This window comes from Pseudogracilibacillus auburnensis, from assembly GCF_003201975.1.
In the GTDB taxonomy this organism is placed as follows: domain Bacteria; phylum Bacillota; class Bacilli; order Bacillales; family Amphibacillaceae; genus Pseudogracilibacillus; species Pseudogracilibacillus auburnensis.
This window is the reverse complement of record NZ_QJJQ01000010.1, coordinates 1-24,765: the sequence shown is the minus strand read 5'-3', so window position 1 is coordinate 24,765 and position 24,765 is coordinate 1. Positions and strand designations below refer to the sequence as shown.

Below are 24,765 nucleotides of genomic sequence, written 5' to 3'. Positions count from 1 at the left end.
AGCACAATGAAAAAGTTATTAGGTATTTTAGCACTAGTTTTAGTATTTACACTTGTAGCTTGTAGCGGAGAAAAGGCTAATCAAAGCACAGAAAATAGTGATTCGGATGATACAGAAAAGGCGTCTAATACAGAAGATATGAAAATTGGATTGGCAGTAAATACGTTAAATAACCCGTTTTTTGTAGACTTAAAAGATGGTGCAGAAGCGACAGCTGAGGAACAAGGGATTGAATTAGTTGTAACAGACTCACAAGGTGACCCTGGTAAACAAATGTCAGATGTTGAAAACTTATTACAACAAGGGGTAGATTTATTAATTTTAAACCCTGTTGATAGTGACGCAGCTGGCCAAGCGGCGTTACTCGCAAATGACCAAGGAGTTCCGGTAATAACAGTTGACCGCCAAGCTTCAGAAGGTGACATCGTTACACATGTTGGATTTAACGCATTAAAATCAGGTGGTATAGCAGCAGCATACTTAGAAGAAGCACTAGGTGGAGAAGGTAAAGTAGTTGAAATTCAAGGGATTTTAGGGACAAACGTTGGTCAAGACCGTAGTAGTGGGTTTAACGACCATATGGAAAATGTAGAAGGGATTGAAATTATCGCGAGTCAATCAGCTAATTTTGACCGCGGTGAAGCTCTATCGGTAATGGAAGATATTTTACAAGCTAATAAGGAAATTGATGCAGTATATGCAGCAAATGATGAAATGGTAATGGGTGCTCTTTCAGCAATCGAATCAGCAGGACGTTTAGATGAAATTGTGATCATTGGAACAGACGCGATTGACCCTGCCATAGAAGCGATTCGCGAAGGACGCTTAGATGCAACTATAGCAGAACCACCTTTCTTCCTAGGACGTGAAGCAGTAAATGCTGCAATTAAAACGTTAAATGTTGAAGTGGTAGATGATCAAATTACATTAGAAAACACACTTGTAACAGAGGATAATGTTGACGAAGTGAAAACGAGATAGGTAGGTGGCTAGTGTGGCAAACATCTTAGTAGTAGGCAGTTATGTAGTGGATTTAATGAGCCGCACACCTCATATGCCAAGTCCCGGTGAAACGGTATTAGGTGGACCGTTCCATATGGGGCCAGGAGGAAAAGGCGGGAACCAAGCGGTTGCCGCTGCCCGACTTGGTTCACGTGTTACGATGTTAACCAAAGTAGGACACGATGTTTTCGGAGATGAAGCGTTAAAGAATTTTACAACCGAAAACATCGACACTACTCATGTGACACGTCATCCTGATGAGGTGACAGGTACAGCTCTTATCGCGGTAGACGATCAAAGAGAAAACATGATAGTTGTTGCACCAGGTGCCTGTGGCAAAATAACGAAAGAAGATATAGTTAAAGCTGAACAGTCTTTTAAAGATGCGGATATAGTACTAGTACAATTAGAAACATCGATGGAGGCTGTTGAAACGACGATAAATCTAGCAAATAAGTTGGGTAAACCAATTATTTTAAATCCTGCACCGTATCAAGATGTGAGTCAGGATCTGCTTGAAAAAATAGATTATATTACACCAAATGAAACAGAAGCAAGTTTACTATCCGGAGTGAAAGTGATGGATGAAGCCTCAGCTCGTGAAGCGTCTATTAAACTAAAAGAGCAAGGGGTACATACTGTCCTTATTACATTAGGGAAAACGGGTTGTTTTGTATATGATGGAACAAGTGAAGGAGGCATTGTTCCGGCATTCTCTGTCAATGTTGTTGATACAACTGGTGCTGGGGATGCATTTAATGGTGCATTTGCTACCTTTATTGCTAATGGACTTTCCCTACAAGAAGCAGTGACTCGAGCGAATGCTGTTGCTGCGTTAGCAGTAACAAAAGTAGGTACAGCTCCAGCTATGCCGTTTGCTGAGGAAGTTGAAAAATTTCTAGCAGAATAAATTTTTGTATGAATAAAAGAAATCGCTTATTACTAATCATTTAAATAAGCGATTTCTTTTATCGTAGTTAGTAATATGAAAGCAAAAAATTATCCGATAATATTTCCAAATAATTTAGTTAATATCTCAAATAGTATTGATAATTTATGAAGAAAGGGGTAAGATATAATCAAACGTTCAAACATCAATGAACAAATGTTTATGAAGGCTTCGAAAACTGACCTAGCCAAAGGTCGTTGAAGTTTCGGACAAAGTTTCAAAGGGTGACAAAATGCATAGAGTTGTAAAGGTTGCAAAGTTGTATTATCAATTGGATTATAGCCAACAAGAAATTGCTAAGGAGCTCGGTATTTCACGACCTTCTGTTTCAAGATTACTTCAAGAGGCGAAAGAAAAAGGCGTTGTAGAGATTAAAATCAACGACATAAATGAAAAAGAACAGAAGAATGCGGAATTAATTAAAGAGCGTTTCGGCTTAAAGGAATGTATGATTGTCAATGCACCTAAAAATGATGACTTTATTATTAAAAAATATTTGGGTTCAAAAGGTGCTGAGTATCTTTCTGAAATTGTAACGGAAGGAGATATTATCGGGTTAACATGGGGAACAACCATTTTTGAGGTTGCAAAAAATATGACACCAAAACAGGTTCATAATGTTCAGGTTGTTCAATTAAATGGAGGCGTTTCGCATTCGGAAACAAATACATTTGCGTCAGAAATTATCAATTACCTAGGAGCATCTTTTCATACGATTCCATATTTTTTACCATTACCAGCTATTGTAGAACGAGCGGAGATTAAACAAATGATTGTTTCGGATCGTCATATTTCTAGCTTACTCAAATTAGCTAGAAAGGCGAATATTGCATTATTTACTGTTGGTGATAGACATGAAGATTCTACCTTAAATAAAGCTGGCTATTTTAATGAGGTGGACATGCAAACATTAAAAGATAAGAAAGCGGTAGGGGATATATGTTCCCGATTTTTTACGATTAATGGTGAGGTTTGCAGTGAGGAATTAAATGCAAGAACGATCGGCATTGATTTACATCTCTTGGGTGAAAAAGAAACATCTGTTTTAATTGCTGGAGGTTCTAGAAAATTCAATAGTATTGTTGGTGCATTAAATGGGGCGTACGCGAATGTTCTCATAACAGATAATTATACAGCAGAAGCCCTTATAGAAAAATTTACATAAGGGAGGATGCCATGAAACAAACAGAATTGCAAAAACTTGTGGAAGAAACTGTTGTAAATGTAATTCAAAGCGAAGTAACAAGTAAGGATAGGATGTGTATTCCGATCGGTGTATCCAACCGGCACGTTCACCTTTCTGAAGCTGTGGTAGAACGTCTTTTTGGAACAGGGTATAAACTGACGAAGCATAAAGAGCTTTCCCAGCCTGGACAATTTGCTTGCAAGGAAACTGTAACAGTTATTGGACCGAGAGGAAATCTAAGAAATGTCAGGATCCTTGGACCAGCTAGAGAAATGACACAGTTGGAAATTTCCCTTAGTGATGGCTTCGTGTTAGGTGTAAAACCTCCTGTTAGGCTTTCGGGAGATATAGAAGGAACACCCTCCTTTATCTTACAAGGTCCTAGAGGTCAATTAAAGGTAGAAAAAGGCCTTATTTGTGCAGCCCGTCATATTCATATGCATCCTACTGACGCTGAAAAATTCGGGGTGCAACATGGAGAAAAGGTAGACATTTTTGTTCCGGGTGAGCGCAGTGTCACTTTTCATGATACGCTCATTCGTGTTTCAGAAAGTTTTCAACTTGAAATGCATATTGACTTTGATGAAGCTAATGCGGCACAGATTCAAAATGATCAAAAAGCATGGTTGAAAAGATAGGAGGGGATGTGGATGAGAGATTATATTTCTTCGCTAGTTTACCAAACGTTAAATGACTATATAAAAAAAGAACGTAATCCATCACATATCCTAGTTTTATTATCAAATGGACGGGAGCATTCAAAAGATGTCTGGGAACATATTGAAACTTTAGCAAATCGATTTCATGTTTCCTTGCTAGTTTCTGAACAAGAACAGGAGCAAGTAGCTACATTAGATGTTCATGATTGCTTTATTCTAGAAAAAATAACGAAAGAAGATATCGATTTATTTAGTCAAAATATGGACCTCTTATATTGTCCTGTCATTAGTCATGGATTTTTAGCAAAATTATCTCTATTATTAGATGATTCACAGTCTATTTGGGTCACCCTACAACTAGCTCTAGAAGGAAAAGAAGTGTTGCTTGGTCATGATATCATTCAACAAAGTAGGCGGATGATGTTTTGGCAAAGGCCATCGATTGAAAAAAAAGCGCAGTCTTATGTGAAGGAACTAAGAAAAGCTGGAATCCATTTCTGTTCCATGAAGCAAGCATTAAAGGTGATCAGCGCTCGCATTAAAGTAGCTTATGACAGAAAGCCGTTGGTATTAGCAAAGCATGTGGAAGAAGTGGCAAAAAGCGGAAAACAAGCGATTTTTGTTCCAAAAAATAGCATCATTACACCGATGGCTAAGGATGTGGCTAGGGAGCTTCATATTGTTATAAAAGAGAAAAACGATGAGGAAAAGAGAGATGATCTATGATTGTTGCCAAAATAGTAGGTAATGTAGTTTCTACCAATAAAGCGGATAGGCTAACTGGAAAAAAACTACTTGTCGTGCAACCAGTCGATATGGTGAGTTTGGAACCTGATGGAAAACCGTTAGTAAGCATTGATACTGTTGGATCGGGAGTTGGGGAAATTGTCATGGTAGTTGGCGGAAGCTCTGCTAGACAAACAGAACTAACAAAAGATACACCCATTGACTCGGCGATCGTAGGTGTGATCGATTCGATTGAGATTGATGGGAAAGAAACGTTTCATAAAAGGTAGGGAAAGTAGGTGATTACATATGCAGATTAGTGAGCAGGTTATCCAACAGCTTGTAGAAGAAGTAATGAACAAACTAGAAAATAATGCTAACCAAACTGCAGTAACTCAGTTAGGACAAGGGGTGTATCCAACGGTCGATGAGGCTGTTCAAGCTGCAAAACAAGCAAATGAAGCATTGAAAAAGTTATCGCTAGCAACACGTGTACAAATGATTGAAAACATGCGCAAGACTAGTATAGAGCATGCGGAAGAACTCGCAAGCTTAGCGGTACAAGAAACTGGTTTAGGTAGGGTAGAAGATAAAAGAGCTAAAAATATATTAGCAGCTGAAAAAACTCCTGGGATGGAGGATTTACCAAGTACTTCTTACTCAGGAGATAATGGGTTGACGATTGTTGAGCAAGCTCCACTTGGAGTCATTGGTTCCATAACACCGACTACAAATCCAGCAGCAACAATGATTAATAATAGTTTATCAATGGTTGCGGCAGGCAATGTTGTCGTCTATAACCCACATCCTAGTGCTAAACAAGTTACTCTCCAAACGATGAAGTTATTGAATGAGGCAATTGTCGAAGCAGGTGGACCAAAGAACGTTTTAACATCCGTAATCGAACCGACGTTAGAAACGAGTCAACAATTAATGAATCACCCTGAGATTAATGCGCTTGTCGTAACAGGTGGGGGAGCAGTGGTGAAAGCAGCGATGAGCACAGGAAAAAAAGTGATCGCAGCTGGACCAGGAAATCCACCTGTTGTAGTAGATGAAACAGCCAATATTAAAAAAGCAGCAAAAGATATCGTATTTGGAGCAAGTTTTGATAATAATATTTTATGTACAGCAGAGAAAGAAGTATTTGTCGTTCAACAAGTAGCCCAAGAATTAAAAACAGAAATGTTAAAAAATAATGCAATTGAATTAAAAGCGTTTCAGTTTGAAAAGTTATTGAAGGAAATTTTAATCGAAAAAGATGGAAAACATTATGCGAATAAAGATTATGTTGGAAAAGACGCGACTGTTTTATTACAAGCTGCCGGTATACAAGCAGACAAAGATACGAAGCTAATCATTGTCGAAGTATCAAATGACCATCCACTCGTTCATACAGAAATGTTGATGCCAATACTTCCGATTGTAAAAGTATCATCCGTTGATGAAGCAATTAAGTTAGCAAAAACTGCCGAAAAAGGAAATCGCCATACAGCGATGATGCATTCTGAAAGTATTACGAACTTAACAAAAATGGCACAAACAATTGAAGCAACAATATTTGTAAAAAATGGACCATCTGTAGCTGGATTAGGTTATGAAAGTGAAGGGTTTACAACATTAACAATTGCAGGGCCGACTGGAGAAGGTTTAACTTCTGCACGAACTTTTACGCGACAGAGACGATCCGTCTTAGTGGACGGTTTACGTATTATTTAATTAGGAGTGGTTGCTTATGAGTACATCAAAAGAGGAAAAAACTCCAAAACAGAAAAAAACAGTACAAAAAACAAGTGAAAAAAATACAGAAATTCAAGGAGGAAATAAAATGGTTAGGGAAGCATTAGGAATGATTGAAACAAGAGGTTTAGTAGGTGCAATTGAAGCATCAGATGCAATGGTAAAAGCAGCTAATGTTGAATTAGTTGGAAAAGAGCTTGTCGGTGGTGGACTTGTATCAGTTATGGTTAGAGGAGATGTCGGAGCTGTTAAAGCCGCTACAGAAGCAGGCGCAGAAGCGGTACAGCGAGTAGGAGAGCTTATTTCTGTTCATGTCATCCCACGCCCGAACAGTGAAGTAGAAGCAATTCTGCCGAAAAAAGAATAGGTGGTCTCTAATCGATGAATACATCTGCTAGGAGGCAAGTAAAAGCAATTGTTGAACAGATTATAAAAGAACAAATACAATCTCGTTCGCTTCAGAGACAAAAGCCTTTAGTAGTTGCCAATTGGAAAATGAATATGTCATTAGAAAAAGCACTTCATTTTTTAAACAGTGTACAAAGTGACCCACAAGATAGTACTGTCGTCATTTGTCCGCCATATCCATTGCTGTATCCAGTAAATATAGCAATGAAGAAGCTGCAAACGGGAGTTCAACTTGGCGCACAAAATGTTCATTGGGAAGATCATGGAGCACATACAGGAGAAGTTAGTGTCGGGATGTTACAAGAGGTTGGATGTAATTTCGTTTTAATCGGTCATTCAGAAAGAAGAATGGCAGGGGAATCGGAAGAAGCCATTCAACATAAAGTGAAACAAGTTTTACAAAGCGGTATGTATCCAATTGTTTGTGTAGGTGAAAACAGCGAAGAGTTTAAACAAGGGCTTACAAGTCAAATTGTGAAACAACAAATTGAAGCTGCTTTAAAAAACTTGCCAAATATTTCAAATATAATAATCGCTTACGAACCGGTTTGGGCTATAGGTACTGGACAATCTGCAACACCTTATCAAGCGGAGGGAGTTCATCAAACAATCCGTCAATCAATCCATGATTTGCATGGTTCTATTGCCCATAGGATTCCAATTTTATATGGTGGATCAGTTCATGCAGAAAATGCAAGAAGTTTGGCAGCATATGAAAATATTGATGGAGTATTAGTCGGAGGAGCTAGCTTGGAGGTAAAAAGTTTCCAGTCTATCATTCGCTCATTTAATAAGGAGTTGGGAAGTGCATGAAAAAAATAGCTATCGGAAGTGACCATGGCGGTTTTGAACTCAAAGAGAAAATAAAAGAAGAATTGACAGCACTAGGTTATGAATTTGTTGATTTTGGCTGTCATGAAGGAGAGTCCGCTGATTATCCTGATGTTGCTTTTTTAGTTGGTGAGTGTGTAGCTACTAATGATGACTATGTTGGGATAATGATTGATGGTGTTGGCATTGGAAGCGGAATGGCAGCAAATAAAATCCCAGGTGTACGTTGTGCTGTTTGTTGGGACCTTTCTTCGGTTATAAATAGCCGTGACCATAACAATGCAAACATGTTATCGATTGGTGGTCAGACATTAGGCCCAGGATTAGCTATTCAAATGATTAAAAAGTGGCTGGAAACTGATTTTTCAGGTGGGCGTCATGACCGAAGAGTAACAAAAATTATGGAGATTGAGAGTCGTTTTTTAGGCAGATAAGAAAGGATAAACTTTTCTTCCTCCATGTAACAACTGAGGCTTTCACCATAAAATTTTTCGAGAAGCCACGTTTTCTAAGAAGAGGAAAGTAGGTCTTTGTGATGTTTATTGGAAAAGTAACCGGTAAAGTTGTCTGTACGCATAAGGATGAGGGGTTACAAGGACTTAAGCTTCTAATTGTTCAACCTTTAACCGATAAATTACAGCCAAAAGGAAAACCACTGATTGCAATTGATACGATTGGTCAGTCAGGTTATGGAGATGTTGTTTACTTAGCCAAAAGTGGCGAATCAAGCTTGCCTTTAAAAAAGAATAAAGACTTAATTCCTTCAGACGCAGGGATTATGGGAATTATTGATTATTATTACACAGAAGAATAGGGAGGAAATAGAAAATGAATAATGCATTAGGAATGATCGAAACGAAAGGATTAGTTGGAGCAATTGAGGCGGCAGACGCAATGATGAAAGCAGCTAATGTTGAATTAGTTGGTAAGGTTCAAGTTGGTGGAGGCTTAATTACGGTGATGGTACGCGGTGACGTTGGTGCAGTTAAAGCGGCAACAGAGGCTGGAGCGGATGCTGCAGGTCGAGTAGGAGAGTTCCTATCTGTACATGTTATTCCACGTCCACATCAAGAAGTAGAAAAAATCTTACCTAAGCTATAATGAAATTGGCTAAGGTAATCGGACATGTCGTTTCCACAGTGAAAACAGACAGCCACCAACATTTAAAATTAATGGTAGTAAGTCCAGTTGATCATAAGGGTCAATCGGTTGCGGATTCATTTATTGCTGTTGATCATGCACAAGCAGGGATAGGGGATTTTGTACTTATTATGGAAGAAGGCGGATCAGCTCGGCAATTGTTAGAAAATCCAGAAGGGGCAGTTGATGCCATCATAGTTGGAGTAGTCGACAATATCGAACAATAAAGTAATTGAAATAGACATCGGAGGTGAATTCAGGTGAGCGTAGAGTTAGAACAATTAGTCGAGAAAATAACAGCAGAAGTGATGAATAAACTTTCACAACAGTCTAAACAAGCTGTTCAAAAAGAAGATGTAAAAGTTAACAGCGTAAACAGTTATAACAATCAGTTAATTACCGGAACGCAAATTGCTCGAATGATCGACCATACACTATTAAAACCTGAAAGTACAAAGGAAGAAATTGAGAAATTATGTGAGGAAGCAATTGAATTTCAGTTTGCTACAGTATGTGTCAATCCGTACTGGGTTCCAACTGCAGCCAATGCATTGAAAGATTCAAATGTAGGAATCACAACGGTCATTGGATTTCCATTAGGGGCAACAACTACCTTCACAAAAGCTGCTGAAGCTCGTGATGCTATTGCTGCAGGAGCGACCGAAGTTGATATGGTAATCAATATTGGTGCATTGAAGTCGGGAGACTATGATGCAGTAAGAAAAGATATTGAAGGTGTTGTATTAGCAGTAAATAAACAAGCTGTAGTAAAAGTAATTATTGAAACAGGATTTTTGACGGAAGAAGAGAAGAAAAAAGCATGTATGCTTTCTAAAATGGCAGATGCTGATTTTGTGAAAACATCAACAGGATTTGGTCCTGGAAGTGCTACCCCAGAAGATATCGCACTTATGCGAAAAACTGTCGGTCCAGAAATGGGCGTCAAAGCTTCTGGCGGAGTTCGTGATTTAGATACAGCAAGAAGGTTAGTTGCTGCAGGAGCAAACCGCTTAGGTGCAAGCTCTGGAAAAGAGATTGTAAAAGGTGGAAAAGGAAAAGGTTATTAAGAAACCATGTGATTAGAGTGTATAACAAATAAGTAGTTATCTCTCCATCATCATTTTTACCACCATGTAAATGCGATTCTAAAATGAATGTCAAATTAGAGAAAAATGAATTTAGAAAGGCTCCTTAGTTTAGCTGATACTAGGGAGTCTTTTGTTTTGCTGAAACGATAGCTTTCAAGAAAAACTTATTTCTTCACCTTCGCAGAGCGAATTGGACAAAAACCCAGTGCTCTACATTGACTTTGGGTTGACTGTTTGCTCTAAATAGTCATTTTTCCCTCCACTCCACCTCTCTTTTCGTTAACGTTTGTGATTCTTATGATGCATTTGAAATAAACTGTGCAGTAACTTAGGTTTGCTGAACAACTAAATTGCGTTCCATGCTACCGTTGTCTTCCGCGAAATGTGACATGCTTTCACCACAGGCATAAGTGCGACATCTGTTCAAGCTACGTTATCACTTGCTTTTACAGTGTCTTCTTTACCGCGGGCACGGCTTCAGCCCTCCGACGTACAGGACGTGCTAGTGCAAATCTTTACGGTGGGACGAGTAATCGCAGTCTCAGGTGTTGCGATAAAGCTTTTCGATGGGACGAACGAAAGTGCAAAAGCTCTTCGATGGGGCGAGTAATCGCAGTCCCAGTCCCAGGACGTGGCGTACTTAACCTGCCTCGGAAGAAAACCACTTCCTGCGGGGGCATCAGACTCGCGCTTTTCCCGCTGGAGTCAGTCACTTTCGCGCTAGACAACTAGAGTAGTTCATTGCATATGCAAAGGTTTTTGGTAAAACAGTCAAATCCCTTGTACTTTATATCGAGAAAAACGGGTACAAACTATTGATTTAGATGGGATATCTGTTTATTCAGTAGAGCCAACGTAGGCTGAATGAAAATTACTTTATTACATCCATAACAAATAACAGTAATGATTGACTACACACACCTGAGCGAAGGAAATACACGGGGACTCCTGTGGGAGGAAAGGCATCGGTGAGACTACGCAGTGCGTAGCACAAGGAGGCTCATCAGCCGCCCACGGTAAAGGAGACACTGTGAAAGCAAGCGATAGCGCAGGTTGAATAGATGTCGCTCTTATGCCCTGTGGTGAAAGCGGAGTGTATTTCCGTAGCGGTAGGTCATCCCGCTATCTGAAGTTACTGCGCAGTTTATGGATTATATGAAATAAGGTTATTTGGCAGAAGAAGTATTTGGAGCTCCCTACCTACACACACTTTTAGAAAACGGTTTATTATATAGGGGTGTCAAGGATGACATCGCACTCCAAGCTTAGCCAAGCGAATTGGTTGAACGCCTATTATTGGTGCGAAAGTTGAGCAATAAAAGGCCGATCCCCTTTCCCCTTCTTTCATGGGGTATTGCAATGTATCATCTCTAACAAAAGACATTTGCTCCTAATGCAGATCAATCATGAAGTAATGAGAAATATGGTAATCTAAATGTACATTGAAATGAACATGGACGGAAGAATACTCTATCTTAGTTTAAGATTTGGGGGAGTGTTTAAGCATGAATGTAGATCGAAGAAAGCTAATTAAAAAAAGTAAAAATAATGAATATATTATTGGTTTAGCTACTGGAGCTGGTGTTTCAACAAAACATGCAGTTGAAGCAGGGATCGACTTAATTCTTGCATTAAATTCTGGAAAATACAGACAAATGGGCGTAAGTTCTTTAGCGGGGTTTTTACCATTTTCGAACTGTAACAATTTGGTCATGGAATTTGGGACAAGAGAAATTATCCCAATGGCTCAAGATGTGCCAGTTATCTTTGGATTGTGTGCTACAGATCCCTTTATAAAATTGGAAGAGTATGTAGTGGAAATTAAGTCTGCAGGGTTTTCAGGTATAAATAATTATCCATCAGTTGGAATGTTAGATGGAGTATTTAAAGAAGCCTTAGAAGAGGAGCATATTTCCTATCAAGTTGAAGTTGAGGCGATTAAGATCGCAAACGAAACAGGATTATTTACTATTGCTTTTGTTTTTGATGAAAGCCAAGCAGCCCAAATGATTGATGCGGGAGCTGATGTTATTTGTGCTCATTTAGGGTTTACTAGAGGTGGGCTACTCGGCGCTAAAAAAGTATTAAACCTAGTAGAAAGCGTCAAACTAGTGAATCGTATATTCGAAGTATGTGATAGGATAAAAGGGAAAAAAGTGATGAAGATGATTTATGGTGGCTCCGTATATACGACAACTGATTTGAAGTATATGTATGAGAATACAAGTACAATGGGATATATTGGTGGTTCCTCTTTAGAAAGAATCCCACTAGAAAAATCAATGCCGTCTTTATTTGAAGAATTTAAAATAACGGGTCAAAAAGAAGGTGATCCTTTTTTATTGAAAATGTTAGAAGGTGTTAAAAAGAATTATAATTATGTTGACTTTGTAAAAGAATATATAGAAATGAATTATATGCATCGTATTTCTTTAGCAGAACTTGCGGAGGTTTCACATGTTTCAAGATCGTATTTAAGTAAATTATTCAAAAAGGAAGTCGGTATGACATTTACAGACTACTTGATTGAATATCGCATGAATAAAGCACAAAAACTTATCAAACAAAACGAATTTCGATTAGTAGAAATTGCTGATGCAGTTGGTTATGCAGATTATGCTCATTTTAGTAAAGAATTTAAAAAAAGGGTAGGAATATCACCAAGAGCATTTCAAGAAGAATAATGAAGACCATTTGAGTTGGGAGGCTTTTCTAGTAACTTTATGGTAATAATTTGAAGTGATAGAAAAAATAGCTTAAATGATACAAATACACATATAATCAACACAATTCTTCATGTTATTGATGGTAGAAATAGGGTATTCTCTATTTAAAGAGTTAGTGATGGAATAGTACCTTACATGATCAAAATTTTCCAGAAAAGAATGCTGACGTTCGGTTCAATCTTCTATTTGGGATGAAAGCGCTCTATAACAGAAGGGAGGAAATGTAATGAAGAAAACAATTTTACTAATCGGGACATTAGACACTAAAGAGGCTGAATATGACTATGTTAGGGAATTAATTACTGCAAAAGGACATCGTGTTATTTTAGTAGATGGTGGGGTTCTGTCTGAGCCCACAATCACTCCAAATATTTATGCGGGAGAGGTTGCAATAGCTGGGGGGAGTAGTATAACAGAATTACGAGCACAAGGGAATCGTGGCTTTGCTATGAATACAATGTCAGAGGGAGTCGCTAAAATCACGAAAGAGTTGTATGAAGAAGGCAAAATTCATGGTGTAATGGGCATGGGTGGCTCTGGTGGAACAGCACTTGTCACATATGCGATGCATCAACTACCAGTTGGGTTTCCAAAGTTAGTTGTATCAACTGTAGCCTCAGGCGATGTGCGACCATATGTTGGGGATCAAGATATTGTAATGATGAATTCAGTAGTAGATATCGCAGGATTAAATCGAATATCCAGACAGATTCTTGGTAATGCTGTAGGCGCTATTTGTGGAATGGTGGAACAAATTATCCCAAAAGTAAAAGACAAGCCGTTAATTGCAACGACTATGTTTGGTGTAACAACCCCATGTGTTGAAACTTTTAGAGCAGAAGTAGAAAAAAACGGATATGAAGTCCTTGTTTTCCATGCAACTGGAAATGGCGGTCAATCAATGGAAACATTAATAAATGATGGCTATATTGTAGGAGTTGCAGATATTTCTACAACTGAATGGTGTGATGAACTTGTAGGAGGTGTCATGACAGCAGGTCCCAACCGTCTTGATGCAGCAGCTTTAAAGGGAGTTCCTCAAGTCGTTTCATGTGGGGCGCTGGATATGGTAAACTTCGGTGCAATGAATACTGTACCAGAAGTTTTTTCGCATCGTGAATTCTATAAACATAATTCCAATGTAACATTAATGAGAACTACTCCGGAAGAATGTGCTGAACTTGGGAAAATTATTGCTCATAAATTAAATCAAGCAAAAGGGCCAACAACAATGTTTTTGCCGTTAAAAGGATTGAGTGCAATTGATCAGGAAGACCAACCATTTTATCGTCCTGAAGCAGATGCGGCTTTATTTAATGCGATTCGAAAAAATGTAAATAAAGATATCGTCCATTTAATTGAACTCAATTACCATATAAATGATCCAGAATTTGCATTAGCAATGGCACATCATTTACTCAATATGTTGAAAAGCAAACAAGAAAAGGAGACAAGCTAATGGCAAATTTTACAAGAGAACGTGCATTAGAACAATTAAAACAGCAAGTAGCTAAAGGGAAACCGATTATCGGTTCCGGTGCAGGAACAGGAATTTCTGCTAAATTTGCAGAAAGGGGCGGAGTAGATTTAATTATTATTTATAATTCGGGTCGGTTCCGAATGGCGGGACGGGGTAGTCTTGCAGGATTATTACCGTATGGAGATGCGAATAAAATTGTAATGGAAATGGGTTCAGAAGTTTTGCCAGTGGTGAAGCATACACCTGTGTTAGCAGGAGTTTGTGGAACAGATCCATTTAGATTAATGCCCAACTTTTTACAACAAATAAAACAAGCAGGATTTGATGGAGTACAGAACTTCCCAACAGTTGGTTTGATTGACGGAACCTTCCGCCTGAATTTAGAAGAAACAGGTATGGGATTTGATTTGGAAGTTGACATGATTCGTCAGGCACATGAAATTGATTTACTTACTTGTCCATATGTATTTACTCCAGAACAAGCTATTGAGATGGCAAAGGCGGGAGCAGATGTACTCGTTCCTCATATGGGACTGACAACAAGTGGAAGTATCGGAGCAGAGAGTGCACTTACGTTAGAGGAATCTGCTAAAAAAGTACAAGCAATGCGAGATGCTGCAGTTAAAGTGAACCCTGAAATTATTGTGTTATGTCATGGTGGACCAATTGCGGAGCCACAAGATGCACAATATATTTTTGAACACACAGAAGGAATTGCAGGATTTTTCGGAGCTAGTAGTATTGAACGGTTATCGACGGAACCAGCGATTGAAAATCAAGCACGTAAGTTTAAAGAGTTAAATATTTAAGGCAATCAGGAAAGACAACATAAATTATTATCTATATTCAAAGGAGGAAATAAGATGAGTTCCACTACAGAACGAGCAGGTTTACGTTATATACACCCACAAGACGTTGAAACACAATTATTTGATTGGGGAACAATCAAATGGTTTAGTGAACCAAATGTAACAGATGCACAGAAGTTCAGTATGGGGGTTGTCAATTTGAAGCCTGGAAAAGGACATACTCGTCATAACCATCCGGAGGAAGAGGAAGTATTGTATGTTGTTTCAGGTGAGGGAGAACAAACAGTCAATGATGGCCCAGTTACGAGGATATCAGCTGGAATGTGTATTCATATACCAGCAGGAGTCTATCATTCAACGGTAAATACAGGCTGGGAAACATTGAAGTTAGTTGCAATTTACAGCCCTCATGGTCCAGAAAAGGTTTTACGAGAAGATCCAAATTGTAAAATATTAGATCCTGGACAATTACCAGATTAATAATGAAGATGATGTATGGAAAAATGATCATACAGAGCTTTGCAACAGGGGAAATACTTGGAGGCCCTTCCAATAAAAATAGAGACTAATCAATTGACTAGTAGAAATGGCGGTTCATTAAGTGTGGCAAAATAAATTGGAAAAGGCTAGCTAAGAAATTTATGTACAAATTTACAACAACCATTAGAACGTGACGTAAACGGGCACAAGAAATGTAATTGCCCGTTTTTTGTTTTGTCTTACTTAAGCTATCAATGCTTAAGTATTCATTCTACTCACCTTAATGCGCTTTAACATAGAGGTATTAGACAATTTCTATATTGCAAGGGACATTTTCACTGTTTGAAATGAAGGGTCACCAAATCATTCTTCAAATTCGATTGTGAATATGTAAAAGATAAAAACTATCCCACAATGGTGAGATAGTTTCTAGTTAAAATGCTTTTTCAAGTAATTGATCACTAACGATCAACTCAGCTTCTGTCGATGCAATGACTTCATCGATAGTGAATCCATCGGCAATCTCAAGTAATACGAGTCCATCATCCGTCACTTCCATTACTGCACGTTCGGTAATGATTTTATCGACGACACCTTTTCCAGTCAGAGGTAGGGAACATTGTTTCAAAATTTTTGGTTCCCCATCACGAGTGACATGATCCATAATAACGATAATTTGTTGGGCGCCATGGACAAGATCCATTGCACCCCCCATTCCTTTAATCATTTTTCCAGGAATCATCCAATTGGCTAAATCACCCGTTTCCGATACTTCCATTCCACCTAAAATAGCTAAATTGATATGACCACCACGAATCATCGCAAATGATTCCGCATTATCAAAAAATGCTGCACCATCAATCGTTGTTACCGTTTCTTTTCCAGCATTAATTAAATCTGCGTCGATTTCATCTTCTGTAGGATAAGGTCCAATCCCGAGAAGACCATTTTCTGACTGTAAGACAACTTGTTTATCGTCTGAAATATAATTTGCCACAAGTGTTGGCATCCCAATACCTAAATTGACGTAAAAACCGTCTTTAATTTCTTTTTCCGCACGACGGGCAATTTTTTCACGAATAGCAGCTCTACTCAAACTGATTCACTCCTTTTATAGTTACCTTCATGCACACGTTAATTACTTGTCGTAGTTACAGTTCTTCTTTCAATCCGTTTTTCCTGGTTTCCTTGAATGATCCGTTGTACATAAATGCTTGGTGTATGAATATAGTTTGGATCAAGATCTCCGGTCTCAACAATTTCTTCCACTTCCGCAATTGTTACTTTTCCAGCCGCTGCAATAATCGGGTTAAAATTCCTTGCTGTTTTGTTGTAGACTAAATTCCCCATCCTATCACCTTTTATCGCACGTACAAAACTGAAATCAGCAGTTAGTGATTCTTCTAGTACATACTCTTTTCCATGAAATGTTCGGACTTCTTTTCCTTCCGCAATTTGTGTTCCGACCCCAGCTGGTGTAAAAAACGCAGGGATACCGGCCCCGCCTGCCCGTATTTTTTCCGCTAAAGTTCCTTGAGGAGTAAGTTCTACTTCGATAATTCCTTCTAAAACTTGTCTTTCAAATTCTTTATTTTCGCCTACATAAGAACCGATCATCTTTTTAATTTGTTTGTTTTTTAACAATAAACCGAGACCAAAATCATCGACTCCGCAATTGTTAGAAATGACTGTTAAATCTTTCACACCACTTGCTACTAGGGCATTTATTGCATTTTCAGGTATTCCACAAAGCCCAAAACCACCGACCATGATAGTAGATCCATCTTTTATATCACTGACGACCTTATCAAATGATGTAAATACTTGTTTCATTGAATAACCTCCTAAGCGAAAGAACTAATTTATGATGAAACCTTTATTTCATTGTAACATAAGTATTGAAGCATTTTTTACTTGTTTAAAAGTATTATTTTCTTCTATCCTAACACTTTATTTAAAAATGATTTAGTCCGTTCATTACTAGGATTTTTAAAAATAACATCTGGTGACCCTTCCTCCATAATAATCCCTTCATCGAAAAATAACACACGATCACAAACTTCACGGGCAAAATTCATTTCATGGGTGACCACGACCATTGTCATTCCTTCGTTTGCTAACTCTTTCATGACGGTTAGTACTTCTCCAACTAATTCCGGGTCTAGTGCAGAGGTAGGTTCATCGAATAACATAATTTTTGGTTTCATTGCTAGACTTCTTGCGATTGCGACCCTTTGCATTTGTCCACCTGATAATGTAGCGGGGGAGACGTTTGCCTTATCATAACATATTTAATGCCCAGTTTCTTGCTAGTTATTCCCCGCATATATCACAATACTAGTTCCATTTGCATAAATTAATCATAGTGTTTCACGAGAAATGAAGTGGCAGGTGTTGAAAATGGCAATAAAAGCCCCTATTTTGCAAGCAGGAGATACAATAGGGATCGTAACGTTGGGGAGTCCACTTAATGCGGGCGTTATTAATGAACGAATTCAATTTTTAGAAAGTTTGGGTTTTAATGTTGTACTTGGACAAAATGTATATGCACAAACTGGTTTTTTGGCTGGAACAGACGAGCAACGAGCAGATGATTTAATGCGTATGTTTGCAAATGATGCAGTTAAGTTAATTCTTCCAACAAGGGGAGGGGTTGGAGTAGAAGGAATTCTCCCTTATTTAGATTATCCTTTTATTGAAAGTCATCCGAAAATAGTTTCAGGATATAGCGATATTACCTTATTACTAAATGCACTTGCACAAATGTCGAATCTGATTACACTCCATAGTTTAATGCTAATTGATTTTAGGCCAACTACACCGGCGTATAACTTTGATCAATTTTTTGCAGCTACATCCGTCTATTCACCAACAAGAATAATCGTCAATCCACCCGGTATTCCCCAAATAAGTGTTGTACAAGGGAATGTGACTGGACCAATTGTAGGAGGGAATTTAACCGCATTAATAAGTACTCTTGGGACCCCATATGAGATTAATACGACAGGAAAAATATTGTTGTTAGAAGAAACTCACGAACCGATAAATACGGTATATAGATATGTCAATATGTTAAAGCTTGCAGGTAAATTCGATGATTGTATTGGCATTGTGATGGGGGAGTGCACGAATTGTCCTATAGCATATAATACGTCATATGCCGATCTGATCAATGGAGTAATTGTTCCTTTAGGCAAACCATTAATGATAAATGTTGCAACTGGTCATGGTTTTTATAAAGCGGCAATTCCTATCGGTGCAACTGCTAATCTTAATACTGTGAATAACACCTTTACCATAACAGAACCTACCGTTAGTTTACCGACCCCCCTTTAAAAAGTGGAGCATGCACTTGCACCACTTTTTTATTTTTCCCTATTTTTAATAAATAAAAAGATATGCTATATTTAGTAAAAGCATTGAGAGGAGAAAGTGCAATGCAACCATTATTTCAAACGGATCAAATTTTCAAATCTTTAGTAAGGGAGATTAATCAATTAATTAATGAAGATGTCATTATTACGGACGAAAACGGCGTGATCGTTGCTAGTACGGAACTAGCACGAGTCAATGAATTTCATGAAGGTGCATATTTGGCAATGAAAAAAAGAGAGAAAATGATTATGACAAAAGAATTAAGCGAGCAACTTAAAGGAGTCAGGAAAGGAATTGTTTTACCTGTCATTATTGAAGATAAACCTATTGGTGTATTAGGAATTACGGGGGATCCTATAAAAGTCGAACCTTATGCGCGAATTGTCCAAAAGATGTCGGAGTTATTTATAAAAGGTACGATTGATCAAATGACCCAAGAAAAAATGGCACGTAATTTAGAACTATTTGTTTTTGATTGGATACACGGAAACGTTTCAAGAGATGTGCTAATCGAACGTGGTGAATTTTTTAATCTCGATGTAGTGAAGTACAGTCAAGTTATTAGTTTACATATTCCATTTACAACGAATGATTTATCCTATAAAGAGATCATTTCTTTACGGACACAATGGGATCAAAAAGGGGATGCTATTTTTGTTCGCTGGGGGCAAGGGAAACTACTCATTATCGATAAGGAATATAAAAGAAATGCATTAAGTAAAAAGATAAACGTATTTTTAGAAAATGCAATGGAGCGGCTAGATAATGAGGTCTATGTTGGCGTGGGACAACCTTCTGGATATGAGGCGTTATCATCATCATTTGAACAGGCGGAACGAGCTTGCTTAATAGCAAAAAAGGAAAAGAGGATCGTTTTTGAAGAGGAATTGAGGTTTGAAATGGTGCAATATGAACTGAACGATCAGACGAAAGAAAAATTTGTCGAAAGAACGATTGCCCCATTATTAGATGATGAAACTATATTACTCACATTAAACAGTTGGTTGGAAAATGATATGTCGATTCAAAAAACAGCTGAAGATTTACATATTCATAAAAATACACTATATTATCGGCTAGAAAAAATAGAGAATTTAACAGATTTGAACGTGAGTAGAATGGAACATGTAGTGTTGCTTTATTTGGCTAATCGGTTTATAAGAGAAGACCTAAGTAATAAAGGGGGAAGATGAGTGATTCAATTTAAAAAAGAAAATTTAACCGTATTTCAAAGCTCGCTTTATATGACAACTTCCGCTTTGATCCAAACAGATGAAGCAATAATTATGACGGATCCTAACTGGTTACCTGTTGAGATTGAAACAATCAAGTATTATGTAGAAAAGATAAAAGGTGATAGGGAGCTTTATATTATATATACACATAGCGATTTTGACCATATTATTGGAGCTGGTGCTTTTTTAGAGGCGAAAGTGATTGCGACAGAGGAATTTGAAAATAATCTCTATAAAAAGGAAACGCTTCAGATGATTCAGCAATTTGATCAAAAGTATTATTTACAGAGAAATTATGAACCAATCTATCCTGCCGTAGATATTGTTGTAACGGAAGATGGGCAAAAATTAGAGCTAGGAGATGTCACATTACTGTTTAATAAGGCACCTGGTCATACGGCAGATGGTTTATTTACCGTTGTTGAACCATATGGGATATTTCTGTCAGGTGATTATCTTTCTGATGTTGAATTTCCATTTATTTTTGATAGTTATAAAAAGTATGTGAAAACAATGGAGAAAGCGAGACATATCTTGACAAACTATCACATTAACTATCATGTTCCAGGTCATGGTCTTACTACAGATGACCAGCACGAAATAGAAAGAAGGCTGGAGTTTTCTCATTTTTATTTAGAGCAACTAGTAACAGATAACGAGATAGAAAAAGAGTTACAGAAAAAATATTCTTTTTACGAAGGAATGAAGGCCATTCATGTTGATAACTTGAAACTAGCGAAACAGGAGTTGAAAAGATGAAGTATTAGCACCGCATAATTGTTGATTTTAGCACATAACTTTAATTTCCGACACCGCGGCATTTAACCGTTTATCGCAGCACATCATTACTTGTACTAGCACATAATCATTTGTCCGACGCATTATTTCTAACTTCAGCACATAATGGCTTATCGTTTCACATCATACCTAAAATCAACACATAGTTCCTGGCACTCAAGTGATTCCTCCCGCTAATCATCATTAAATTATAGTGTCCCGAAGCACTGACGAAAAAAATACTACATGATCAAAAGCAAACTCCACACCAATTGGATGTGGAGCATATGGTTATTTATTTGCATTTTCATAAGCTTCAAGTAAAAAATCGACAAGATGAATCGCTTCTATCTTTTCCCCAAGCCCCTCTCGTTCAATGCCTAACTTCATTTGAAGCAAGCAGCCAGGGTTCGAGGTGACAATCGTTTTTGCTTTCGTCTTTTTAGCTTGTTCCATTTTATAGTCTAAAATCTGCATCGACATCTCTGATTCAACAATATTATAGATTCCGGCTGACCCACAACAACGGCTTGCATCGGTCATTTCAACATAGTCTACACCACTAACCGCTTCAATTAATTGCCTTGGCTCCATAAACGTGTTTTGTCCATTTTTTAAATGACAGGAGTCCTGATAGGTGACAATTTGATCATCTAGTTGTAAATCTATTTTATGAAACTCCAATTCTACTAAAACGCTTGAGATATCTTTAATTTTTCCCGCGAATTTATTAGCACGTTCTTTCCATTCGGGATCATCTTTTAATAGATGGTCATAATCATGCAGGAAAGCACCACATCCACCAGCATTTGTAATAATATAATCGATATTTTCATCTTCGAATGCTGCAATGTTTTTCTTTGCCATCTCTTTGGATTGTTCTTGTTCTCCACTGTGCCCATGTAATGCACCACAACAACCTTGTGTTTTCGGAATAACAATTTCACAACCTGCATATTGCAGTAGCCTCATCGTTGCATCATTTGTTGTCATAAAAACGGTATCCATTAAACAGCCAGAAAAAAAAGCTACTCGTTTTTTCTGTTTGATGAACGATTGTAAATGTGTCGGTCTTCGTTTCATGTCTTTTCGTTTTGGAACTTGTGGCAAAACATTTTCCATCGCTCGTAAATTTTTTGGAACGACACGAATCATCCCAGTTTTTTTAGCTACCTTTTGCAAACCAGAACGTTGATAAAATCCAACAAGACCGGTCATCGTAATCATGTGATGATGATTAGGAAAAAGTTTTTTAAATGCGAGATTACGAGTTAACCTCATCGTAACGGATTGATTATTTGTTTGGTAAATAGCGTCTCGTGCTTGTTCAAGTAGGCGTCCAAACTGAACACCAGAAGGACAAACTGGCTCACAAGCACGACATCCAAGACACATATCGATCGAACGTTTTACTTCATCTGATGGTTCAATAACACCATCGACTAATCCTTTCATTAAAGCAATTCGTCCCCGTGGGGAATGTACTTCATTTTTCCCTGTTTCTATATAGGTTGGGCAGCTTGGGAGACAAAATCCACATCGTGTACAATTCATTAATTCGTTATAATCGACTTTTTCCTTGAAAGCTTGTTGAATACGTTCTTTTTCCTGTTGCTTCATTCGTTCACCACCTCATCCTTATTACGGGCAAACATTTTACCTGGATTCATGATATAATTCGGATCGATTGCTTGTTTGATATTGCGCATGACTTCAATCCCTGCTTCTCCCACTTTTAAGTGTAGATAAGGAAGCTTCATTGCACCAACACCATGTTCACCTGTGATCGTCCCACCTAATTCAACCGCCTTTTTAAAAATTTCCTCAAAAGCTTTCTCTACCCGAGCAATTTCTTCTTTATTACGGGCATCTGTTAAACAAGTAGGGTGTAAATTCCCATCTCCAGCGTGACCGAATGTACAAATATTTACGTTATATTTTTCTGCGATTTCATTTATCGCGTTCACCATATTGGCAATTTCAGATCTTGGCACGGTTGCATCTTCCAAAATCGTTGTCGGCATTAGCCGTGATAGAGCTGATAATGCTGCTCTTCTTGCTGTCATAAGTGCTTGAGCCTCTTCAACAGTTTTCGCCACTGTGACATCAAATGCACCATTTTCCCTGCAAAGAGCTGATATTTTATCGATATCCCTTTCCACTACCTCAGGTGCACCGTCTTGTTCAATTAACAAAATGGCTTTCGCTTCTGTAGGAAGTCCAATTTGGGCGAAATCCTCGACCACTTTCACTGTTGGCTGATCTAAAAATTCGAGTGTTACAGGAATAATCCGGTTGGCAATAATCGCTGAGACTGTTTTAGCTGCTTCTTCTAAATCATGATAAAGTGCTAACATCGTTTTAGTTGTTTCTGGTTTTGGAATTAATTTCAAAATTGCCTCTGTAATAATCCCGAGCGTTCCTTCCGATCCAGTAAATAATTCTGTTAAATTATACCCAGCAACATCTTTGGCAAGTTTCCCACCGGTACGAATAATTTCCCCATTAGGAAGAACTACTTCAAGGCCGAGCACATAATCGTTTGTCACACCATATTTTAATCCACGTAGACCACCTGAGTTTTCGCTAATATTACCACCAATTTGTGAGATATGCATCGAGCCAGGATCAGGTGGATAAAATAGACCGATTTGACTTGCGGCTTCAAATATTGTTTTCGTATACACTCCAGGTTGGACGGTCATCGTTAAATTGTCTTCATCTATTTCCAAAATTTCGTTCATATTTTTAAATAATAAAACGACACCTCCCTCTAGTGGAGTAGTACCAGCACATAAATTAGTACCTGATCCTCTAGGCACAATCGGTATCTTTTGCTCATTACATATTTCTACAATTTGAGACACTTCCTCTGTATTTCTGGGTGCAATAACTGCATCAGGTAATGCTTGGTATTGTGCGGTCGAATCATAAGAATATGCAAGCAAGGAAGCGTTATCATATTTAACATTTTCTTTACCAACGATAATGGTAAACTGTTCGATTACAGTTTCATGTAACATATGCATTCTCCTAATCACTTTACTTATATGTATTATAAAAGAATTAATTTAAAAAATATATGTGTGATTGTCTAATGTTCAAAGATTTAAAGGATTTATTTTTGGGTAAAGGACTAAGTGGTGGAAAGGTTTTTAATATATATTGCAAGAATCAATTTCATCATTCAATATGTCAGTAGTTACAATACACGAATATCAAGACTTTTCAATGGATCATGTTTTGGATTTATCCTTTGAATTAGTCTTGATGAAATTGACTCACATCTTAATTATTTTTGTTAAAATAGATTAAACAGCAAAAATAGGAGTGGAGAAAATGAATGAAGGATATTTCGTAGGGTGGGGGACACTGGCATTAATTAATGCAGGAATTGCGCAAGGGAAAAATAGAAGCGGGTTAAATTGGTTTTTAATATCTTTGCTGTTAGGCCCGATTGCAACATTATCTCTCGTATTATTTGATAAATTGCCGAGTAAATAAAAATGTAAGAGGTTTACTTAGTTGAATGCTTCATTTTTAAAAAATGAAAATGTTCGTGAATTTATCTTTACGTATTTCTTTCTTCTTGTTTCACTTTTCACAAATCCACTCATTGTTTTATGATGGAAGTATTTATGAAAATGTCCAGAACACCCGCGATTTCAATCGTGGGTGTTCTGGACGCCCGGGAGCTATAAATCTAATCTCAAATCCATTTGCAAACACACGTTCCACAAAGTATAATTAAAGTATAAAAACGAGGTGGAGCATATGTTGAAACTTAAAGCCTATAAATTTCGGATCTATCCCAATAAAATCCAAGAAGAACTAATTGCTAAAACAATTGGCTGTGCAAGATTTGTGTACAATCATTTCCTTCATCTATGGAATACGACATACTCTGAGACTGGAAAGGGATTATCGTACAATCAATGTTCTGCCATGCTTCCTAAAATGAAAAGAGCAGAAGAAACGGAGTGGTTAAAAGAGGTTGATAGCATTGCGCTTCAGTCCTCCTTGAAAAACCTCGCTGATTCTTTTTCTCGTTTCTTTAACAAACAAAACGAAAGACCCCGATTCAAAAGTAAGATGCACCCTGTTCAGTCCTACACTACAAAACAAGTCAATCAAAATATCTCTATTGATGGTAA

Annotated in this window: 27 protein-coding genes and 1 pseudogene; 23 read left to right on the top strand and 5 right to left on the bottom strand. The window is 37.8% G+C overall.

The genetic code is table 11. The features are described 5' to 3' along the window. Nucleotides 1-6 precede the first annotated feature (6 nt). From DFR56_RS13600 to DFR56_RS13515, 18 genes are all read left to right on the top strand, one after another. Nucleotides 7-981, top strand: a complete 975-nt coding sequence (locus DFR56_RS13600) for a substrate-binding domain-containing protein (protein ID WP_110395997.1) — start codon at nt 7-9, stop codon at nt 979-981. Between the two features lie 13 nt (nt 982-994). Then, nucleotides 995-1,912, top strand: a complete 918-nt coding sequence (gene rbsK, locus DFR56_RS13595) for a ribokinase (protein ID WP_110395996.1) — start codon at nt 995-997, stop codon at nt 1,910-1,912. Nucleotides 1,913-2,183: 271 nt separating this feature from the next. Beyond that, complete coding sequence (locus DFR56_RS13590) at nt 2,184-3,116, top strand: DNA-binding transcriptional repressor DeoR (RefSeq protein WP_110395995.1); 933 nt, start codon at nt 2,184-2,186, stop codon at nt 3,114-3,116. 92 nt (nt 3,117-3,208) lie between these two features. Beyond that, nucleotides 3,209-3,775, top strand: coding sequence for a phosphate propanoyltransferase (locus tag DFR56_RS13585; protein ID WP_110396144.1), 567 nt, complete (start codon nt 3,209-3,211; stop codon nt 3,773-3,775). A gap of 12 nt (nt 3,776-3,787) precedes the next feature. After that, complete coding sequence (locus DFR56_RS13580) at nt 3,788-4,522, top strand: hypothetical protein (protein ID WP_110395994.1); 735 nt, start codon at nt 3,788-3,790, stop codon at nt 4,520-4,522. Beyond that, nucleotides 4,519-4,812 carry a EutN/CcmL family microcompartment protein gene (locus DFR56_RS13575; RefSeq protein WP_110395993.1) on the top strand — a complete coding sequence of 98 codons (294 nt, stop codon included), beginning with the start codon at nt 4,519-4,521 and terminating at the stop codon, nt 4,810-4,812. The genes DFR56_RS13580 and DFR56_RS13575 overlap by 4 nt, the downstream gene beginning before the upstream one ends. A 19-nt stretch (nt 4,813-4,831) precedes the next feature. Further along, nucleotides 4,832-6,241 carry an aldehyde dehydrogenase family protein gene (locus DFR56_RS13570; RefSeq protein ID WP_110395992.1) on the top strand — a complete coding sequence of 470 codons (1,410 nt, stop codon included), beginning with the start codon at nt 4,832-4,834 and terminating at the stop codon, nt 6,239-6,241. A gap of 109 nt (nt 6,242-6,350) precedes the next feature. Beyond that, nucleotides 6,351-6,629, top strand: a complete 279-nt coding sequence (locus tag DFR56_RS13565) for a BMC domain-containing protein (protein WP_110396143.1) — start codon at nt 6,351-6,353, stop codon at nt 6,627-6,629. 14 nt (nt 6,630-6,643) lie between these two features. Next, entirely contained in the window at nt 6,644-7,483 is an 840-nt protein-coding gene (gene tpiA / locus DFR56_RS13560; RefSeq protein WP_110395991.1) for a triose-phosphate isomerase, read from the top strand. Then, complete coding sequence (locus tag DFR56_RS13555) at nt 7,480-7,935, top strand: RpiB/LacA/LacB family sugar-phosphate isomerase (RefSeq protein ID WP_110395990.1); 456 nt, start codon at nt 7,480-7,482, stop codon at nt 7,933-7,935. The genes tpiA and DFR56_RS13555 overlap by 4 nt, the downstream gene beginning before the upstream one ends. Before the next feature lie 101 nt (nt 7,936-8,036). Next, nucleotides 8,037-8,315: a EutN/CcmL family microcompartment protein gene (locus DFR56_RS13550; protein WP_110395989.1), complete on the top strand. Its 279-nt coding sequence runs from the start codon at nt 8,037-8,039 to the stop codon at nt 8,313-8,315. Between the two features lie 14 nt (nt 8,316-8,329). Beyond that, entirely contained in the window at nt 8,330-8,602 is a 273-nt protein-coding gene (locus DFR56_RS13545) for a BMC domain-containing protein (protein ID WP_110395988.1), read from the top strand. A gap of 5 nt (nt 8,603-8,607) precedes the next feature. After that, a complete protein-coding gene (locus DFR56_RS13540) occupies nt 8,608-8,868 on the top strand; it encodes a EutN/CcmL family microcompartment protein (protein ID WP_211320632.1) in 261 nt (86 codons plus the stop codon). A 192-nt stretch (nt 8,869-9,060) separates the two neighbouring features. Beyond that, nucleotides 9,061-9,708: a deoxyribose-phosphate aldolase gene (gene deoC / locus DFR56_RS13535; RefSeq protein ID WP_244916540.1), complete on the top strand. Its 648-nt coding sequence runs from the start codon at nt 9,061-9,063 to the stop codon at nt 9,706-9,708. A gap of 1,526 nt (nt 9,709-11,234) precedes the next feature. Further along, nucleotides 11,235-12,413: a phosphoenolpyruvate hydrolase family protein gene (locus tag DFR56_RS13530; RefSeq protein ID WP_110395986.1), complete on the top strand. Its 1,179-nt coding sequence runs from the start codon at nt 11,235-11,237 to the stop codon at nt 12,411-12,413. A gap of 268 nt (nt 12,414-12,681) precedes the next feature. After that, on the top strand, nt 12,682-13,914 hold the full coding sequence (locus DFR56_RS13525) for a Tm-1-like ATP-binding domain-containing protein (RefSeq protein ID WP_110395985.1): 1,233 nt from the start codon (nt 12,682-12,684) through the stop codon (nt 13,912-13,914). Further along, entirely contained in the window at nt 13,914-14,744 is an 831-nt protein-coding gene (locus DFR56_RS13520) for a phosphoenolpyruvate hydrolase family protein (RefSeq protein WP_110395984.1), read from the top strand. The genes DFR56_RS13525 and DFR56_RS13520 overlap by 1 nt, the downstream gene beginning before the upstream one ends. Before the next feature lie 54 nt (nt 14,745-14,798). After that, entirely contained in the window at nt 14,799-15,224 is a 426-nt protein-coding gene (locus DFR56_RS13515) for a cupin domain-containing protein (protein WP_110395983.1), read from the top strand. A 433-nt stretch (nt 15,225-15,657) separates the two neighbouring features. On the opposite strand, the gene DFR56_RS13510 is transcribed toward DFR56_RS13515, so the two are convergent. From DFR56_RS13510 to DFR56_RS13500, 3 genes and pseudogenes are all read right to left on the bottom strand, one after another. Further along, a complete protein-coding gene (locus DFR56_RS13510; RefSeq protein WP_110395982.1) occupies nt 15,658-16,326 on the bottom strand; it encodes a CoA transferase subunit B in 669 nt (222 codons plus the stop codon). Between the two features lie 32 nt (nt 16,327-16,358). After that, complete coding sequence (locus tag DFR56_RS13505; protein WP_110395981.1) at nt 16,359-17,057, bottom strand: CoA transferase subunit A; 699 nt, start codon at nt 17,055-17,057, stop codon at nt 16,359-16,361. Nucleotides 17,058-17,161: 104 nt separating this feature from the next. Continuing rightward, nucleotides 17,162-17,506 (bottom strand): annotated as a pseudogene (locus tag DFR56_RS13500) (amino acid ABC transporter ATP-binding protein); the annotation flags it as partial. 118 nt (nt 17,507-17,624) lie between these two features. Between DFR56_RS13500 and DFR56_RS13495 the strand changes: the two are divergent. The 3 genes from DFR56_RS13495 (at nt 17,625) to DFR56_RS13485 (ending at nt 20,593) form a co-directional block, all read left to right on the top strand. Continuing rightward, the gene (locus tag DFR56_RS13495) at nt 17,625-18,560 is read left to right on the top strand and encodes a S66 peptidase family protein (protein ID WP_110395980.1); all 936 of its coding nucleotides are present in this window, start codon (nt 17,625-17,627) and stop codon (nt 18,558-18,560) included. Between the two features lie 101 nt (nt 18,561-18,661). Next, a complete protein-coding gene (locus DFR56_RS13490) occupies nt 18,662-19,792 on the top strand; it encodes a CdaR family transcriptional regulator (protein WP_158525649.1) in 1,131 nt (376 codons plus the stop codon). Continuing rightward, a complete protein-coding gene (locus tag DFR56_RS13485) occupies nt 19,793-20,593 on the top strand; it encodes an MBL fold metallo-hydrolase (protein ID WP_110395978.1) in 801 nt (266 codons plus the stop codon). Between the two features lie 309 nt (nt 20,594-20,902). Here the strand turns inward: DFR56_RS13485 and DFR56_RS13480 are convergent, their stop codons facing one another. Both DFR56_RS13480 and glcD read right to left on the bottom strand, forming a co-directional pair. Further along, nucleotides 20,903-22,231, bottom strand: a complete 1,329-nt coding sequence (locus tag DFR56_RS13480) for a (Fe-S)-binding protein (RefSeq protein WP_110395977.1) — start codon at nt 22,229-22,231, stop codon at nt 20,903-20,905. Then, nucleotides 22,228-23,634, bottom strand: coding sequence for a glycolate oxidase subunit GlcD (gene glcD / locus DFR56_RS13475; protein WP_110395976.1), 1,407 nt, complete (start codon nt 23,632-23,634; stop codon nt 22,228-22,230). Before glcD ends, DFR56_RS13480 begins: the two co-directional genes overlap by 4 nt. Before the next feature lie 316 nt (nt 23,635-23,950). Between glcD and DFR56_RS23250 the strand changes: the two genes are divergently transcribed. Together DFR56_RS23250 and DFR56_RS13470 are read left to right on the top strand one after the other, a co-directional pair. Then, nucleotides 23,951-24,115, top strand: a complete 165-nt coding sequence (locus DFR56_RS23250) for a hypothetical protein (RefSeq protein WP_170124504.1) — start codon at nt 23,951-23,953, stop codon at nt 24,113-24,115. Between the two features lie 270 nt (nt 24,116-24,385). Further along, nucleotides 24,386-24,765, top strand: a 380-nt coding sequence (locus DFR56_RS13470; protein ID WP_146214292.1) for an RNA-guided endonuclease TnpB family protein, incomplete at its 3' end; no start/stop codon positions are given.

What these genes read in the sequence shown, in the direction of transcription:
- DFR56_RS13515 (WP_110395983.1), top strand. Translation starts at nt 14,799, where the DNA reads ATGAGTTCCACTACAGAACGAGCAGGTTTACGTTATATACACCCACAA.
- DFR56_RS13565 (WP_110396143.1), top strand. Translation starts at nt 6,351, where the DNA reads ATGGTTAGGGAAGCATTAGGAATGATTGAAACAAGAGGTTTAGTAGGT.
- glcD (WP_110395976.1), bottom strand. Translation starts at nt 23,634, where the DNA reads ATGTTACATGAAACTGTAATCGAACAGTTTACCATTATCGTTGGTAAA.
- DFR56_RS13590 (WP_110395995.1), top strand. Translation starts at nt 2,184, where the DNA reads ATGCATAGAGTTGTAAAGGTTGCAAAGTTGTATTATCAATTGGATTAT.
- DFR56_RS13495 (WP_110395980.1), top strand. Translation starts at nt 17,625, where the DNA reads ATGGCAATAAAAGCCCCTATTTTGCAAGCAGGAGATACAATAGGGATC.
- DFR56_RS13550 (WP_110395989.1), top strand. Translation starts at nt 8,037, where the DNA reads ATGTTTATTGGAAAAGTAACCGGTAAAGTTGTCTGTACGCATAAGGAT.
- DFR56_RS13555 (WP_110395990.1), top strand. Translation starts at nt 7,480, where the DNA reads ATGAAAAAAATAGCTATCGGAAGTGACCATGGCGGTTTTGAACTCAAA.
- DFR56_RS13575 (WP_110395993.1), top strand. Translation starts at nt 4,519, where the DNA reads ATGATTGTTGCCAAAATAGTAGGTAATGTAGTTTCTACCAATAAAGCG.
- DFR56_RS13490 (WP_158525649.1), top strand. Translation starts at nt 18,662, where the DNA reads ATGCAACCATTATTTCAAACGGATCAAATTTTCAAATCTTTAGTAAGG.
- tpiA (WP_110395991.1), top strand. Translation starts at nt 6,644, where the DNA reads ATGAATACATCTGCTAGGAGGCAAGTAAAAGCAATTGTTGAACAGATT.
- DFR56_RS13570 (WP_110395992.1), top strand. Translation starts at nt 4,832, where the DNA reads ATGCAGATTAGTGAGCAGGTTATCCAACAGCTTGTAGAAGAAGTAATG.
- DFR56_RS13580 (WP_110395994.1), top strand. Translation starts at nt 3,788, where the DNA reads ATGAGAGATTATATTTCTTCGCTAGTTTACCAAACGTTAAATGACTAT.
- DFR56_RS13520 (WP_110395984.1), top strand. Translation starts at nt 13,914, where the DNA reads ATGGCAAATTTTACAAGAGAACGTGCATTAGAACAATTAAAACAGCAA.
- deoC (WP_244916540.1), top strand. Translation starts at nt 9,061, where the DNA reads ATGATCGACCATACACTATTAAAACCTGAAAGTACAAAGGAAGAAATT.
- DFR56_RS13600 (WP_110395997.1), top strand. Translation starts at nt 7, where the DNA reads ATGAAAAAGTTATTAGGTATTTTAGCACTAGTTTTAGTATTTACACTT.
- DFR56_RS13525 (WP_110395985.1), top strand. Translation starts at nt 12,682, where the DNA reads ATGAAGAAAACAATTTTACTAATCGGGACATTAGACACTAAAGAGGCT.
- DFR56_RS13505 (WP_110395981.1), bottom strand. Translation starts at nt 17,057, where the DNA reads ATGAAACAAGTATTTACATCATTTGATAAGGTCGTCAGTGATATAAAA.
- DFR56_RS13480 (WP_110395977.1), bottom strand. Translation starts at nt 22,231, where the DNA reads ATGAAGCAACAGGAAAAAGAACGTATTCAACAAGCTTTCAAGGAAAAA.
- DFR56_RS13530 (WP_110395986.1), top strand. Translation starts at nt 11,235, where the DNA reads ATGAATGTAGATCGAAGAAAGCTAATTAAAAAAAGTAAAAATAATGAA.
- DFR56_RS13545 (WP_110395988.1), top strand. Translation starts at nt 8,330, where the DNA reads ATGAATAATGCATTAGGAATGATCGAAACGAAAGGATTAGTTGGAGCA.
- DFR56_RS23250 (WP_170124504.1), top strand. Translation starts at nt 23,951, where the DNA reads ATGAATGAAGGATATTTCGTAGGGTGGGGGACACTGGCATTAATTAAT.
- DFR56_RS13585 (WP_110396144.1), top strand. Translation starts at nt 3,209, where the DNA reads ATGTGTATTCCGATCGGTGTATCCAACCGGCACGTTCACCTTTCTGAA.